This window comes from Pseudomonas sp. (genome assembly GCF_037994325.1).
Classification (GTDB): Bacteria; Pseudomonadota; Gammaproteobacteria; order Pseudomonadales; family Pseudomonadaceae; genus Aquipseudomonas.
Map to the genome: position 1 here is coordinate 1 of NZ_JBBNAH010000570.1, position 14,937 is coordinate 14,937.

General features: G+C 60.8%; 16 protein-coding genes. 10 read left to right on the plus strand and 6 right to left on the minus strand.

Features of this window, described 5'->3' with window-relative positions; translation table 11 throughout:
- The 6 genes from AAAB16_RS19135 to AAAB16_RS19160 all read left to right on the plus strand — a co-directional run.
- The coding region (locus AAAB16_RS19135; protein ID WP_340664756.1) for a TonB-dependent receptor at nt 1–1,155 on the plus strand (1,155 nt) is incomplete at its 5' end.
- A gap of 64 nt (nt 1,156–1,219) precedes the next feature.
- Nucleotides 1,220–3,154 carry a phytase gene (locus AAAB16_RS19140; protein WP_340664757.1) on the plus strand — a complete coding sequence of 645 codons (1,935 nt, stop codon included), beginning with the start codon at nt 1,220–1,222 and terminating at the stop codon, nt 3,152–3,154.
- A gap of 86 nt (nt 3,155–3,240) precedes the next feature.
- Nucleotides 3,241–3,948 (plus strand): protein TolQ, encoded by a 708-nt coding sequence (tolQ, locus tag AAAB16_RS19145; protein WP_340664758.1) that lies wholly within the window; start codon nt 3,241–3,243, stop codon nt 3,946–3,948.
- An 11-nt stretch (nt 3,949–3,959) separates the two neighbouring features.
- Nucleotides 3,960–4,403 (plus strand): protein TolR, encoded by a 444-nt coding sequence (tolR, locus tag AAAB16_RS19150; protein ID WP_340664759.1) that lies wholly within the window; start codon nt 3,960–3,962, stop codon nt 4,401–4,403.
- On the plus strand, nt 4,400–5,212 hold the full coding sequence (locus AAAB16_RS19155) for a TonB family protein (protein ID WP_340664760.1): 813 nt from the start codon (nt 4,400–4,402) through the stop codon (nt 5,210–5,212). Before tolR ends, AAAB16_RS19155 begins: the two co-directional genes overlap by 4 nt.
- A 43-nt stretch (nt 5,213–5,255) precedes the next feature.
- Nucleotides 5,256–7,208, plus strand: coding sequence for a PhoX family phosphatase (locus AAAB16_RS19160; protein WP_340664761.1), 1,953 nt, complete (start codon nt 5,256–5,258; stop codon nt 7,206–7,208).
- A 23-nt stretch (nt 7,209–7,231) separates the two neighbouring features.
- On the opposite strand, the gene AAAB16_RS19165 is transcribed toward AAAB16_RS19160, so the two are convergent.
- Nucleotides 7,232–7,471, minus strand: coding sequence for a hypothetical protein (locus AAAB16_RS19165; protein ID WP_110618774.1), 240 nt, complete (start codon nt 7,469–7,471; stop codon nt 7,232–7,234).
- Nucleotides 7,472–7,490: 19 nt separating this feature from the next.
- Nucleotides 7,491–7,667: a carbon storage regulator CsrA gene (gene csrA / locus AAAB16_RS19170; RefSeq protein WP_110618773.1), complete on the minus strand. Its 177-nt coding sequence runs from the start codon at nt 7,665–7,667 to the stop codon at nt 7,491–7,493.
- A 204-nt stretch (nt 7,668–7,871) separates the two neighbouring features.
- Between csrA and AAAB16_RS19175 the strand changes: the two genes are divergently transcribed.
- On the plus strand, nt 7,872–8,330 hold the full coding sequence (locus AAAB16_RS19175) for a hypothetical protein (protein ID WP_340664762.1): 459 nt from the start codon (nt 7,872–7,874) through the stop codon (nt 8,328–8,330).
- 103 nt (nt 8,331–8,433) lie between these two features.
- On the opposite strand, the gene AAAB16_RS19180 is transcribed toward AAAB16_RS19175, so the two are convergent.
- The 3 genes from AAAB16_RS19180 to AAAB16_RS19190 all read right to left on the minus strand — a co-directional run bounded on the left by AAAB16_RS19180 (nt 8,434) and on the right by AAAB16_RS19190 (nt 12,079).
- A complete protein-coding gene (locus tag AAAB16_RS19180) occupies nt 8,434–8,994 on the minus strand; it encodes a DUF3077 domain-containing protein (protein WP_340664763.1) in 561 nt (186 codons plus the stop codon).
- A gap of 118 nt (nt 8,995–9,112) precedes the next feature.
- Nucleotides 9,113–10,108, minus strand: coding sequence for a DUF481 domain-containing protein (locus AAAB16_RS19185; RefSeq protein WP_340664764.1), 996 nt, complete (start codon nt 10,106–10,108; stop codon nt 9,113–9,115).
- A gap of 123 nt (nt 10,109–10,231) precedes the next feature.
- The gene (locus tag AAAB16_RS19190; RefSeq protein ID WP_340664765.1) at nt 10,232–12,079 is read right to left on the minus strand and encodes a diguanylate cyclase; all 1,848 of its coding nucleotides are present in this window, start codon (nt 12,077–12,079) and stop codon (nt 10,232–10,234) included.
- A 148-nt stretch (nt 12,080–12,227) separates the two neighbouring features.
- Between AAAB16_RS19190 and AAAB16_RS19195 the strand changes: the two genes are divergently transcribed.
- Nucleotides 12,228–13,016, plus strand: coding sequence for a DeoR/GlpR family DNA-binding transcription regulator (locus tag AAAB16_RS19195; RefSeq protein WP_340664766.1), 789 nt, complete (start codon nt 12,228–12,230; stop codon nt 13,014–13,016).
- Nucleotides 13,017–13,045: 29 nt separating this feature from the next.
- Here AAAB16_RS19195 and AAAB16_RS19200 read toward each other — a convergent pair whose 3' ends face one another.
- Nucleotides 13,046–13,615: a flavin reductase family protein gene (locus AAAB16_RS19200; RefSeq protein WP_340664767.1), complete on the minus strand. Its 570-nt coding sequence runs from the start codon at nt 13,613–13,615 to the stop codon at nt 13,046–13,048.
- 308 nt (nt 13,616–13,923) lie between these two features.
- Here AAAB16_RS19200 and AAAB16_RS19205 point away from each other — a divergent pair, with 308 nt between their 5' ends.
- Together AAAB16_RS19205 and AAAB16_RS19210 are read left to right on the plus strand one after the other, a co-directional pair.
- Entirely contained in the window at nt 13,924–14,469 is a 546-nt protein-coding gene (locus AAAB16_RS19205) for a hypothetical protein (RefSeq protein ID WP_340664768.1), read from the plus strand.
- Nucleotides 14,470–14,613: 144 nt separating this feature from the next.
- The coding region (locus AAAB16_RS19210) for a DUF4124 domain-containing protein (protein ID WP_340664769.1) at nt 14,614–14,937 on the plus strand (324 nt) is incomplete at its 3' end.

The window sequence follows — 14,937 nt, forward strand, 5'->3', positions numbered from 1 at the left end:
GACAACTTCGGCATCACCGACGACGAGCTGTCGCTCACCCAGTACACCAAGGGCCGCGTGCATTACAGCCTGGACAACTTCGGCCCCGGCATCAGCGCCAGCTCGATCAAGAACTTGCTCAGCCGCCTGGACCGCAGCGAGTTCTATGACGAGGAACAGTCGCGGGTAAACGACTTCACCATGAGTGAAGACATCAACGCCGCCTACCTGATGAATACCGTCGACGTCGACGACTGGCGCTTTATCGTCGGCCTGCGTTACGAGGGCACCGAGTTCAAGGCCAAGGGCACCGGTATTGAAGATGGCGATTTTGTCGCCAGCACTGCCGACAACAACTACGACCACTGGCTGCCTGGCCTGCATGTGCGCTATCAGTTGGATAAGCAAACCCAGCTTCGCGCGGCCTGGACCAACACCGTGGTACGCCCAGGCTTTGAGCAGCTGGCGCCGGGTTTTGTGATTGACGGTGACGAAGCCGAGTTTGGTAACCCCGACCTGGATGCGCTGGAGTCGAGCAATTTCGATTTGGGCATTGAGCACTACCTAAATAAAGACGGCGTGGTCTCGGCCTTTGTGTTCTACAAAGACATTGAAAACTTCGTCTACAACACCGACCTGGCCGGCACTGGCCGTTGGGCGGCGTTTGATGAAGCCAATACCTTTGCCAACGGCGACAGCGCCGATTTGTACGGCATTGAACTGGCTTGGCAGCAGAAATTCACCAGCCTGCCGGCGCCGTGGAACGGTGTGCTGATGGGCGCCAACGCCACCTTTAGCCGCTCCGATGCGCAGATAGCCGGGCAGGGGCAGAAACGCGATATCGACTTGCCGTTTCAGTCCGACACAGTGGGTAATGTGATGCTCGGTTGGGAAAACGACAAGTTGAGCCTGCGCCTGTCGGCCAACTACAAATCCGACTACCTCTACGAGGTGGCGTCGGTCAACGACAAGGCCCACGACCTGCACGTGGATGACCAAACCTTTGTCGACTTCACCGCGCGCTATTTCCTCACCAAAGACCTGCAACTGTCGTTCGAGGCGCAGAACCTCACCGACGAGTCGTACTACGTGTACACCGGCAGCGGTGCCTACAACGGCCAGTACGAAGAATACGGCCCCACCTACAAGCTCGGCCTGACCTTCACCCATTTCTAATGCCGCCGGCGCCCTCCACCGGGGGCGCCGCTGCGTGTGCGTTTTGTACAAGGACACCGTTTTGATGAAGCCGTTGTTTACCCATTCTGTGCTGCTGACTGCCTTGCTCTTGGCTGGTTGCGATGTATTGCCCAAAGCGGGCGAGGCTACGCCTAGCGTCAGCCTATCGCCGTGGAGCGCTTCGGCAAAAGTTAAAGCCGAAGATGTGCGTTTTCTGCCTGCCGAATTAAAAGACGCCAGCGACCTGCGCCTGGCCGCCAGTGAGCGTAATGGCTTGCTGCTGTTAACTGCCGAGGGCCGCGAGTTGGCCCGCTTGCCGGGCGATTACAGCGGCTTGGACAGCCGTGTGCTGGGCAAACATGCACTGGTCGCCAGCGTCGATGGCGCCACCGGGCAAGCCGCGCTGGTAGTGCTGGATACGCAAAAAAAGCAGTGGGCCAAACCGCTGCTGTTGCCCAGCCGTGACTACGCCATTTCCGGCCTGTGCCTGTACCGCGACGAAGCCGCCAACTTGCACCTGTTTGTGCTCGGCGAAGACGGCAAGGGCGAGCAGTGGCTGGTCGGCAGCGGCGCGCAGTTGAGTAAAGAGCCGCTGCGTTTGCGCGGCGTACCGACGCCACCGGGCGCCGAGTATTGCCACGCTGACGATAGCGCCCAGCGCTTGTATGTGAACGAAGGCGGTGTGGGCGTGTGGGCCTTTGCTGCCGAGCCGGAGGCGGATTCGGCCCGCGTGCCAGTCGACCTGCGCGCGCCGTTCGGCAGTTTGGCCGGCAACCCGCAGGCAATGGTCAGCTTGCCGGGTGGCTTGCTGGCACTGGATAGCGACAACGCCACGCTGCACCTCTATCAGCAGCAGGGTGAGCAGTGGCAAAGCATCGCCAGCCTGGCGCTGGACGGTATGCAAGAGCCCGAGCGTTTGGACGCCCGCGTCACCGCCACTGGCGTGGAACTGCTGATTGAAGACGGCGAGCAAAAGCGCATTTACGCCGGTCGCCTGAACTGGAAACCAACCCCGCAAGCACTGCCGCCGGTTTTGCCCAATGTGCCAGCACTGCGGCAAACCGAGCCGGTTGGCCGCCAAGGCGATGCCGCCGATGACCCGGCCATTTGGCTGCACCCGAGCAAGCCCGAACTGTCGCGCGTACTGGGCACCAACAAGAAACAAGGCCTGCTGGCCTATGACCTCGACGGCCGCCTGTTGCAGGAATTGCCGGTGGGGCGTTTGAACAATGTCGATGTGCGCGCCGGCTTTACCTTGGCCGGCAAACCGATTGATCTGGCCGTGGCCAGCAACCGTGACCGCAACAGCATCAGCCTGTTTGCCATCGACCGCGCCACGGGCGAACTGCGCGAGGCCGGCGAGGTGCGCACGCCCTTGGCGGAAATCTACGGCATCTGCCTGTTTCAGCCGGCCAGCGGCGAGTTGTATGCCTTTGCCAACGGCAAGGACGGCACCTTTCTGCAGTACCGCCTAAGCGATGTGCAGGGGCAGATTCAGGGCCAGCAAGTACGCCGCTTCAAGGTCGATAGCCAGCCGGAAGGCTGCGTCGCCGATGACCGTCAGCAGCGCCTGTTTATTGGTGAGGAAGATGTCGGCGTGTGGGCCTTGGATGCGCGCCCGGATGCTTCCGACGCGCTGACCTCGGTGCTGAAAGTCGGCGAGGTGCTAAAGGCCGACGTGGAAGGTATGGGCCTGTATCACGGCGCCGCTGGCGATTACTTGGTGGTGTCCAGCCAGGGCAATGACAGCTATGTGCTGCTCGATGCGCAGCCGCCGTTTGCCGTGCATGGCGCCTTTCGTGTCGGCCTTAACGGCGCCCTGGGCATTGATGGCGCCTCGGAAACCGACGGCCTGGAAGTAACCGGCGCCGACCTCGGCGGCCCCTGGAACCAGGGCCTGCTGGTGGTGCAAGACGGCCGCAAGCGCATGCCCGAAACCACGCAGAACTTCAAATTGGTGCCGTGGGCCGATGTGGCCAACGCGTTGCGCTTGCCGTGAGCGCTGTCATCAGCCGGTAACAGCCACGTAATCGAATAGCCGTACAAAAAGCCCTGTTACGACGGGGCCATGGAGAGGAAAAACCTATGCACAGCACCCTCGAACAGATGAGCGTGTGGAGCCTGATTAACGATGCCTCGCTGCTGGTAAAGGGCGTGATGCTGATTTTGCTGCTGGCGTCCCTGGTGAGCTGGTACCTGATTGTGCAGCGCAGCCTGCTGCTGGGCCGCATTGAGCGGTTGCTCAAGCACTTCCAGCTGCGCTTTCGTACCAGCAACGACCTCGCCCAGCTGTACCGCGACGGTGGCGAGCAGTTGGATGACGAGGCCTGTTTGCAGCGCATTTTTCACCAAGGCTTTAGTGAGTACAGCCACCTGCGCCGCGAGCCGGGCATCACCCCGGAGGCGGTGGTGGATGGCGTCGAGCGGCGTTTGCTGGTGAGCATCAGCGAGGAACAGGAGCGCTTGGAAAAAGGCCTGGCCTTTCTCGCCACCGTCGGTTCGGTGAGCCCCTATATCGGCTTGTTTGGCACGGTGTGGGGCATCATGAATTCCTTTATCGGTCTGTCCCAAGTGCAGCAAGCCACCCTTGGCACCGTGGCCCCGGGTATTGCGGAGGCGTTGATTGCCACGGCCATCGGTTTATTTGCTGCTATCCCTGCCGTGATTGCCTACAACCGCTTTGCCGCGCGGGTAGAAACCCTCAGCACGCGCTTCTACAGCTTTGGCAATGAGCTACAAGGCCGCCTGCACCGCGCCTTGCAAGCCACCACGCGCCTCGCGCAAGCGGCCTGAGGACAAACGCCATGCGCAAGCCAGTTCGCAAGCACGGGCCCAAGGCCGAAATGAATGTGGTGCCCTATATCGACGTGATGCTGGTGCTGCTGGTGATCTTTATGGTCACCGCGCCGATGCTCACCCAAGGGGTAAAAATCGAACTGCCAAAAGTCGCCGCCGAGGCGTTGGCCAGCAATAGCCAGCAGCAGATTCTCACCCTGTCGGTAAAAGCCGACGGCGGCTACTACTGGAATGTGGGCGCCGAACTCGACAGCCATGAGCAAGAAGACAGCGCGGTGGGCCTGGATGAAATGACCGCCAAAGTGGGGGCGATTATTGCCGCCCGTGGCGACACCCAGGTGTATATCCGCGCCGACCACAACACCGACTACGCCACGGTGGTGGCCGGCATGGCGGCGCTGCAAAAGGGCGGCGTGCGCAACCTTGGCTTAATCACCGAGGCGCCGCAATGAGTGCGGCACTTATGCCGGCTACGCAGCCCATGCCCAGCCTGCACTGGCCCAACCGCGCCTGGTCGCGTCATGCCTTGGCAGTGAGCCTTGCCGTGGGCTTGCATGCCGCAGCGGTGGTGTTGTTGGTCAGCCATTGGCAGCCCAGCCCGCCGCCTGAGGCGAAAATTCAGGCGCTGACCACCCAGTTGATCACCCTGGCGCCACCACAAGCGCCGGCACCTGAACCGCTTGTGGCTGCGCCCGTTCCGGCGCCTGCCGAAGTCGTTAGCGCACCGCCCGCGCCCGTGCTGCCCAAGCCGGTTGAAGCTAAGCCGGTGCAAAGCAAACCGCAGCTCAAGCCCAAGCCGGTGATTGACCATGCCGCCTTGGCTCGCAAGCGCGTGCAAGAGGAGCAGCAAGCCGCAGAGCGCGCCCAGCAACAGGCCCAGCAGCAACAGGCTCAGCAACGACAAGTCGAGCAGCAACGCCAGCAGCAGGTAGCAGCGGCTGCCCAGGCCGAGGCTAAAGCCCGTGCCGCGGCGGATGCCTTGGCGGCGGAAAGTCGACCCTATCTACCCGTTAGCAAAGAAGCCCCGGAGTACCCGGACAAAGCGCTGGAAAAGGGCATCGAAGGCGATTGCACCGTGACCTACACGGTTACCCCACAAGGCCGAGTGGAAAACCCGCAAGTGCTTGGCCAATGCCATCCGTTACTGGTGCGCCCGTCGCTGGCCGCAGCCCGCACCTTTCGTTACCAGCCACGCATCGTCGATGGCCAAGCCATCAGCGTGGCCAATGTGAAAAACACCTTCCACTACCGAATCGAATAAGCCCGCCACGGCGGACTGCATTTTTTCTTTAGCGAGCATTGCCATGAGCCACGATCACCAGCAGTTTCACGACCAACTGGAAAGCCACGACGACATCGCCATCAACCCTAGCGCCAACCCGTCGTTGGCCGAGCTGTTTAGCCCCAGCCGGCGCAATGTATTGAAGGGCGGATTGAGCGTGGCGATTCTTGGCTTTTTCGGCGGCATCAGCGCTTGCAGCAAAGCGGCGGCCAGCCCCTTGCTGAACTTCAAGGGCGTGCCGGTACAGCTTGATCCGCAGTTCGACCGCGTGCTGGTTGCCGAAGGCTATCGCGCGGTGCCGTTTTTCTCCTGGGGCGACCCGGTAGAGGCGGGCGCACCGGCGTGGAACCCGGATGCCAGCGACGATTGGCAAGCGCAGCTGAAACAGGCTGGGGATAACCACGATGGCATGGACTTTTTTGCCTTCGAGGGCGAAACCGACCGGGGCCTATTGGTGATGAACCACGAATACATCAACCCGCACTTGCACCCGTCCAGCAGCATCGACCAAAGCAAACCGCGCTCACTGGCTGAAGTGCGCAAAGAGCAGGCAGCTCACGGCGTATCGGTGATCGAGGTGAAAAAGGGTGCCGATGGCCAATGGCAGCGGGTGATGGATTCGGCCTATAACCGCCGCATCAGCATGCTCACCCCCATGCGTTTGGCCGGGCCGTTGGCTGGGCATGCGCTGATGCAAACCGTCAGCGACCCCAAGGGCCTGGAAGTGCTCGGTACGCTGAATAACTGCGCCACCGGGGTCACCCCCTGGGGCACCTTTTTGACCTGCGAAGAAAACTGGCCGAACTACTTTATCAACCGCGACCAGGCGGATTTCGCCAAGCGCGTTGCCCACAAGCGCTATGGCCTGGCCAGCAGCGGCACCAGTAAAAACTACGCCTGGGAAAGCGCCGACCCACGCTTCGACGCCACCCCCGATGCCAGCCAGCCGCACAGCGGTTATGTAAATGAACCCAACCGCTTTGGCTGGGTGGTCGAGATCGACCCCTTCGACCCTAAAGCGCAGCCGATCAAACGCACCGCGTTCGGCCGCTTTAGCCGCGAGTGCGCGGCCTTGAGTCTGGGTGATGACGGCAAGATGGCCTTCTATTCCGGCGACGACGCCAAGGGCGAGTACATCTACAAGTTTGTGCCCGACGGCACACACGATGCGGCCAACCCCAAAGCCAGCCGTGACCTACTCGACAGCGGCACCCTTTACGCCGCCAAGCTCAACGCCGACGGCAGCGGCCAATGGCTGGCGCTGGTGCATGGGCACAATGGCTTGAACGCTGAGAATGGTTTTGCCAGCCAGGCCGAGGTGTTGGTCAACGCCCGCGCCGCTGCCGACAAAGCCGGTGCTACGCCAATGGACCGCCCGGAGTGGGCCGCTGTGCACCCACGTACTCGCGAGGTGTACGTCACCCTGACCAACAACGATGGGCGCGGCACTAAGCAGGCGCTGGACAAGGCCAACCCACGGGAAAAGAACCTGCACGGGCATATCCTGCGCTTTAACGAGCAAGGCGCTAACCCGACCGCCACGGCCTTTACCTGGGAGCTGTTTTTGCTCGCCGGGGAAGCGCAGGGCACTAAGGGCAAAGACGGCAAACCGGTGCCTGCCCACCTCACCGGCACTATCAACGGCGACGTGTTGTCATCGCCGGACGGTCTGGCGTTTGACGCAAGCGGGCGGCTATGGATTCAGACCGACTACGACGATGTCGACCCGGCGATGCAGAACATGGGCTGCAACCAACTGCTGTGTGCCGACCCTTCCAGCCGCGAGGTGCGGCGTTTTCTCGTCGGCCCGCGTGGTTGCGAGATTACCGGCCTGGCCTGGAGCCCGGATGGCAAAGCGATGTGGGCCAATATCCAACACCCGGGCATCAGCTTCCCCGCCAGCGACGGCAAAACCCGCCCACGTTCCACTACCTTGCTGATCACCAAGGTCGATGGCGGGGTGATTGGCGCCTAGTGGCGCCCGGCAGCAGATAAGGTCTAGGAAAAAAACAACGTAGCGTTGGTGTGACGCGTCACGCTGCCGGAGAGCTCTTCTCCGGCAAAGCGCACAATCACGTAACTGGCGCCCAGCGGAAAGTGGGCGTCATTGGCGGCGGCGGCCGAATACAGGCCGATCTTTTCTTCGCGAATGACCGCTCGGGACGACCATTCGATCGAACCTTCGGCAAAACACAGAATGATCTCGGCGGGCCCGTCATGCAGGATGCGGCGTGGCATCGGCTGGGCTGCGCAGGCGTTAAGCAGAAATCGCGGCAGCGGGTTGTCGCTTTTTCGCATCGTCGCGCATGATCGGCACGTCTTTCGGCGCGGCGATACCAATGCGCACTTGGTTGCCATTGACCTCGACCACAGTGACCGAGATGTCGTTACCAATCTGCAGAGTTTCGCCAACGCGGCGGGTAAGTATCAGCATGAGCCTGCTCCAGTGGGTCACAGTGCAGAGGGCCGCTAATGGCTCCTCGATTCAGAGCTATGACTCAATAAATTGCTCAGAGGTTCAGGGGTTTTTACCGGGGAAATTGTCAGGGCGCTGGCGCTGAAAACTTGCCCCTCTGTTTTGCAACTCACCCCTGCGGCGTTATTCTCGCGGGCCACGCCATGCAGGGAGCACCGCTTGATGATTGCCGTCCACTGGAACCGCCCAGGTCTTTTCGCCTTCGCGCTGTTTGTCGCCCTAAGCCCCGGCGCCTTTGCCGCGTGCACCATCGCCACGCCAGCCGATTGGAGCGCCGGTTCGGCCCGTTGGGATGGCGAGTGCACAGGCAATACCGCCAATGGCCTGGGGGTGCTTAAAGAACAGCAAGGCACGGCGGTAAAGCGTTTGTTTTTTGGCCGTGTGCAAAACGGTGAATTGGCCGAGGGCGTGATTGAAGTGCCTGAGCAGGGTTTTGTTGCTGGGCGTTTTGAGCAGGGGCGTGTGCTCGCCAGCGACGAGCGCCAGACGCTTATCGACGCTTTTGAGGTGGCTGCACAAGCCGCAGCGGCAGCGGCTGAACGCTTTGTCCAGGCCGGCAATAGCGCCTCAGCGAATTTCTACCGCAGCAAAGAGCAGGTCTTGCGCGAGCAGTTGGATTGACCCGCGTGTCGCTCACGCCCATATGCGTACCTGGGTCCCCGCCTGCGCGGGGACGACGGAGGGGCTGTAGGCATTTTTGCACAGCACCCTCAGTACCCTTCGCCTAAACCCCTAACGCGGCGATCTTTTCCAAGGTCTTGGCGTATTCCGCATCCAGATCCGCTGCGCTAATCAGGTCGGCGGCCAGGCTGGCTTTGCGGGTGACCAGAATGAGGTCGGGGAATTTATGTTCGAGGCGGTCCAGCGTTTCCCGCATGGCATTGGCGCTGGGGAATGGGCCGTACTTGCCAAAGGGCGCGCGCTGCACATGCACCTCGTCAAGGATGAAGTAGTTGACGTAGCCGCCCCGGTGCTTCCACAACGATGCGGGGTTGCGTTGCTCGGGTTGTTGGGATTGCAGGCAATCAATCAGCGAGTCCACCACCGCTTTGGCCGATTGCAGCGTGTGGTGGGTCAGCCAGGCGGCGTTGTCTTGCAGGGGTTGCTCACCCATGGCGGCATCGACAATGCCGTCTTCCAGGGTGCTGAGCAGGCACGACACGCTGGTGAGGGCGTCGAGCATGGGAATGTTGGGGGTGACGCTAAACAGCGCGGTGTTGTTCTCGGCAACGCCGGTGGCGTGAAAGCGGTGGCCGACTGCGGTGGTGAGGGTTTCCGTGTCCATAATGCTGTCCTTGTTGAGCGCGAAAATGCGCCCAGCCAAGGTGGCCAACTACGCGCCAGAAAAAAATAGGATGGCGAGCACGACTGCGTAGGACCGGCTAGCGAAAAGGCGCAGAACGCTACCACGTCACGCCCACACCGAGCAGGTAGTGGTGATCGGGGTAGGTTTGCTGCTCAAAGCTGTTTTGCTGGAATTCATACAGTAACGACAGGCGTGCCCAGTCATTCAGGCGGTAGCTCAGGCCATATTCGCTGCTGAACAGGTAGTCGATTTCTTCGATCTGCGGCACTTGCAGCGTGCCCTTACTGGTGGCCTCCAAGCGGGTGCCCCAGAGCTTGCGTTTGAAGTCCCAGACCAAGCCCAGGCTATTGAAATTCTCGCTAAAGCCTTTGGCCGCCAGTTGTACACGGGTGGGGCGCAGCATCAGTTCGAAGCGGCCCAGTTCGTCGTCCCAGAACCGGTAACCAGGGCCGGTGCCGATATAACGCTCGCGTTGTTGCAGGCCCAGATTATTTTGGTTTTGGCCCAATACGCTGCGTACAAACCAGTGCGGGGAGTAGAAGTAGTCGAGGTTGTATTCGAGCTTCCAGGTGTCGTCAGTGCGTTGGCCGTCTTTGGCTTTACGCTGGGTTTCGCCGTTGATGACATGCCGCCAGCGGTTGTGCTCCACCCGTGTTTCGCCTTTGAGTTGCCATTCCTGGGTGCTGTTATCGTCTCGGCGCATGTCCAGTTTGGCGTCCAGCTTGCCTTCCCATTTGAAGTCGCCCAGCAGCTTGTTTGGCGCTAGCAGGCGGTTGATGCTGGCCACGGGCACGGTGTCGCTGGCGTTGTCGCCCACTTGCACCAGGCCGTCACCGGCGGCGCGCAGGCGCTGTTGCAAGGCGCTGTCCAAGCCGTCGCGGCGCATCAGTAAAGGCTTATCCGCGGCCAAGGTGGTCACCCCTCGCCAGTCAATCACGACCCGGCCGGCGAGGGTGGTGTTGAACACCAACTTGCCACCATCGAGCAGCACAATGTCGCCGCTTAAACGGTCGCCATTGCTTAGCCATACGGTGTCGGCCAGAACGGGCAGGGGAAGGGCGTAGCAGAGCAACAGAAGAAGACGCAGCGGCATGGCAGGGCAGGGCAGTCTGGGAAAGGACCGCGAGCATGCCCAAGGCATCATCGGCCGGAATGTAGGACCGGCCTTATAACCCTGTGTGCAGTAGGTTATTAAACCGCTACTGGCTAGAGGGGCTTAGCCGCTGACGGCCTGATTGCGGCCCTGGCTCTTGGCCTGATACAGCGCGGCATCGGCGCGTTGCAGCAGGGCCTGTGGCGTCTGTTCTGCACTGGGTTGCACGCTGACCACACCGAGGCTGACGCTGACATGGCCGAGTGGCGAATAGGCGTGGGGCAGGGCGAGTGCGGTGATGGCTTGCACCACTTTGCGCGCCATGGCCTGGCCACCGGCGGCGTCGGTCATCGGCGCTAAAAAGACAAACTCTTCGCCGCCATAACGCGCCACCAAATCACTGGAGCGGCTTACGGTCGCCGCCAAGGTTTGGGCGATCTGGCGCAGGCAGGCATCGCCGGCGGGGTGGCCGTAGTTGTCGTTGTAGGGTTTAAACCAGTCGACGTCGATAATCGCCAGCGCCAGCGGCGCGCCAATGCGTTGCGCGCGCGCCCATTCCTGCGTCAAGAGGTCATCGAAGCGCCGGCGGTTGGCGATGCCGGTGAGGGCGTCGGTGAGGCTCAGGGTTTCCAGCTTGCTGTTGAGCACTTGCAGCTCTTCAGTGCGCTCGGCCACGCGCTGTTCCAATTCGCGCTCGGAGGTTTGCAGGGTGTGCACCAGTTGCTGTTGGGCGTGCAACAGCTGTTCGCGTACCCGGGCTTTTTCGCGGCGCATCACGTTGTAACGGTCGGCGAGGGCGAAGGCCAGCAAGAGCATTTCCAGAGCCGAGCCCAGTTGCAAACCGTCCACGGTAAACAGGTTAGTGGGCATTACGCCCATGGCGCGCAGCGAGGTCATGGCACCGCCAAACATCAGCAAAGCAAAGGCGCCCAGGAAGAAATAGGCGCTGCGCTGGCGTTTAACGGCCGCCGCCACACCGACAGCAATCGCCAAAAAGGCTGTGGCCAGATTGAGCAAAATCGCCGCCTTGGAAAACAGCGGCAGGGCGATGGCATATGCCACGGGGGTGAGCAGGTACACCACCACCATCGCCAGCACCACGCGGTCGGTGCGCGGCAGCAACTGCTGGGTGCCCAGCATGCGCCGCATAAACAGCAGCATGGCGGCCAGTGCCAGTGAGTTGCCGGCGTAATAAAAGATGTTGGAGTTAAGCGGCACGCCGGCCGGCAGCAGGTCTGGTGCCAGGCCGTTTTTAATCGCCAGGGTGGCAAAGGTGCAGGTGGCGAAGACTACATACAGCAGGTAGATGCGGTCGCGCAGCGACACCAGCAGCATCAGGTTGAAGAGGATCATCGCCGTGGCAATACCGAAGTACCACGCCTGGCCGAAATAGTCGTCGCGCTCATGGGCATGAAATGCCTCGGGTGCCCACAGCTGCAGCGGTATCGATAAACCGATGCTGGATTCCATCCGCAGGTAAATCACCTGCTCACTCTCCGCCGGCAAGGTGATGGGGAAAATGAAATTGCGGTTGGCGTAGACCTTGGTGCTGGCAGGCGTGTCGCAGCCAGTAACCAGCGCTTGGTAGTCGCCTTGGGCGTTTGGGATATACGCCTGAATATGGGAAATGCGCGGGTTCTCCACCGCCAGCATGCGCTGCACGGCGCTAGCGCTGCTGTTACGCAGCGGTAGGCGCAACCAGTAGGCCGAGCGGGTAAAACCCAGGCCCAGGGCGCTAGTGGCGGGGAGGTCGGTTTTAAACCGTGCCGCCAGTTCAGGGCGCTGCACATCGGCCAGGGTCAGACGGCGCTCGGGGTCTTCGAGCAGGCCTACAAATGCCGTGAGCGAAACCGGCTGGTCTTGCAAGCCGGCTGCATCCAGCGGCGCGGCGGCCCAGGTTGGCCAGGCCAGCAGGCTAAGGGCTAACAACAGGCTTGCGATCAACTGCTGACTAACGCGCGAAACAGGCATTCGGCTAAACCACGGGCGGATGAGCTGCGGGAGTCTACAAGAGCGCTGCCGATCTCGGCAAAAGCCGACGCGCGCGCCACTCGATAGCCCTTGCGCTAGGGCTGCTGGCTGGCTAATCTCGCATAAACACGCAAGTACAGGCATAACCATGCAGGCTCAGCACGCCATTACCGACCTGCCGCAAGTGCGGCGGCAGAAAATTCTATTGATGCTGGAGCGCGACGGCCGTGTGCTGGCCTCGGAATTAAGTGCGCATTTTGAGGTGTCCGAAGACACCATCCGCCGCGACCTGGCTGAGCTCGACAGCGCCGGCCTGGTGCAACGCGTGCACGGCGGCGCGCTGCCCAAACCGAAAGACTCCGGCAAAGACTACTTCGCCCGCCTGAGCGAAACCGACGAGATGAAACGCCACCTCGCCCAGCTTGCCGCGCAGCAGGTAAAGGACGGCCAGGTGGTGATTTTCGACTCCGGCACCACGCCCCTGCATATCGCCCGTTGCCTGCCGCTGGATATTCAACTGACAGCCATCACCGCCTCGCCCATGACCGCCGTGGCGCTGGCCGAATACCCCGGCGTTAGCGTGATTTTGGCCGGTGGCCAGCTCAACCCGGCGACCATGGCCACCAACGGCCGTGAAGCGCTGGAGCTGATTAAAAGCATCAAGGCCGACCTGCTGTTTACCGGCGTGTGCGCCCTGCACCCGGAAATCGGCCTGACCTCGCCACGCTTTGAAGAAGTGCAGCTCAAGCAGGCCTTGCTCGACAGCGCGGCGCAGGTGATTGCCGTGACCACCGCCGACAAACTCGGCGCCGTAGAGCCCTTCGTTATTGCCCCCTGCACGCGGGTGCACACGCTGATAACCGAAAGCCGCGTGCCATCGGGCGATATCGACGACTACCGGCGCCTGGGCCTAAACGTAGTGGTGGCGCAAACGTAGGTTGGGTTGAGCCGAAGGCGAAGCCCAACCTACGCCACCGTTAACGAATCGCCGATCACGTAGAACTGCCCACCCGCCACGTAGTGCAGGCTGCGCAGTGCGGGGTCGGCCTGCTCAAACAGCCAATGGCCGTTGGCAAACACGCGGGTGTCGGCCCAGGCGCCCACCACTTCGGCAATAAACAGGTCGTAGGTTTGTTGGTTATGTGGCTCGGGAATTAACCGACAGGCCAGCCACGCCGAGCAGCCGGCCACAAACGGCAAGTCATGGCCGGGAAATTCAAACAACTGCACGCCGGCCCGTTCAAGTTTGTTGGGCTCGTCTGCCAGGCTGTGGGTGCCGACGGCGTGGGTCAGTTGCGCTTGGGCGGCGGTGGGCACCTGAATTACAAACGCACCGCTGCCTTCGAGTAGCGCGCGGGTGCGGGTCATCTTGTCCACTACCACCGTCAGTTTGGGCGGCGAGAAGTCCAGGGCGCAGGCCCAGGCAGCGGCCATCACATTGCTTTCGCCGTTATGCCGGGCCGACACCAGCACGGTCGGGCCGTGGTTAAGCAAACGGTAGGCCTTGGCCAGATCCACGGGGGCGATGGTGTTCATAACGGCGCTCGCTTGCAGGGTGAATAAGGAAGAGGGCGATGGTAGCTGCGAGGTGGGGCGCAGCAAAAGGCATAACCTTCTGAATGACAGCAGTGGTCTGATATCTACAACCAGCACCCATGCATTTCCCACCCTTACTTAACGCATATATCGAGCCAGCTATTTTCATTGTTGGTAAGAATCTGATGTTTGAAATCGGTGATTTTTTTTGATTAACCGCAAGGACAGACTTGCAACTAGGAGTTTTGCAAAAACGCTTCGCCGTAGTTAGGGCGGGCAGCTAACGACTAGTCGATAAGGTGGTTGTCATGAAGAAAATTACAGGATGCTATGCGGCAAGTTTAATGCTGTTTGTGGGCCCTGCTTTAGCTGACAGCAATAGGGATTACATAGCTGAGGTATATTTATTTAACGTTAAATCGGCTAACCGCGTGTTATGCGCGACGGTGGCGGATGATTATGCGGCCGTTGCGGCCAGTACCAGCCCGTTGACCGATAATTTTGCCACGCTGCCTGACGCTTCGCAGGCGCTGGCCAACTATGTCGCTCGTTATAAGGCACTCGACGCGGCCATGAAGCGTTATACCGAGTCGGATGAATACCTTAGATACAATTCCGTGATCGTGTCTGAATTCAAGAAGGCAGAAAGATTTAAGGCCGCAATGCCGAATCTTCTTAAGCAGATTGGTAACTTTCTAAAAGTGATGGAGTATGAGCAAGAGGGCGTTGCGCAGCCAACTGTAAACGGAGATAAATTTGCATTGCGCACTTCGCGTGATATTTACGCCAATGCACGGTTTGCCTGTGGGCGTTTAAGAACAGCGTTAGATAATTATTGGCTTAATAAAAAATAAACCATTCAGATGGGGAGACTCGTCGCGCATGCGCGTGCAATGCCTGACTGTTTTCTCTGCGTAAACGCGGCGCTTGGCAACCACGCTACACCTGACTACAGTGCGCCGAGCACCGCCCCGCGCGCATTTAAAAGGACTTAACCCATGCTCGGTCACCGCCTTCTTCCCCTACTTTCGCTCACCTGCGTAATGCCCCTGCAGGCCCAGGTGTACACCTGGGTCGACGCCAACGGGCAGAAGCACTTCGGCAACCAACCGCCTGCCACTCAGCAAGTGCAAGAAGTCACCATCAAGCCAGCCTACGTCAGCGATGGTCCACCCCCAGAGGCGGCCGACTCAACCAGCAGTGCCAGCAGTGCCAGCACCCCAGGCAGCGCCAGCACGTCCAGCGCCGACAAGGGCAAGTCCGACGAGCAAAAAATGTGCAGCGAAGCCATCCGCTGGACCGGCGTCGACCTACCCAACCTC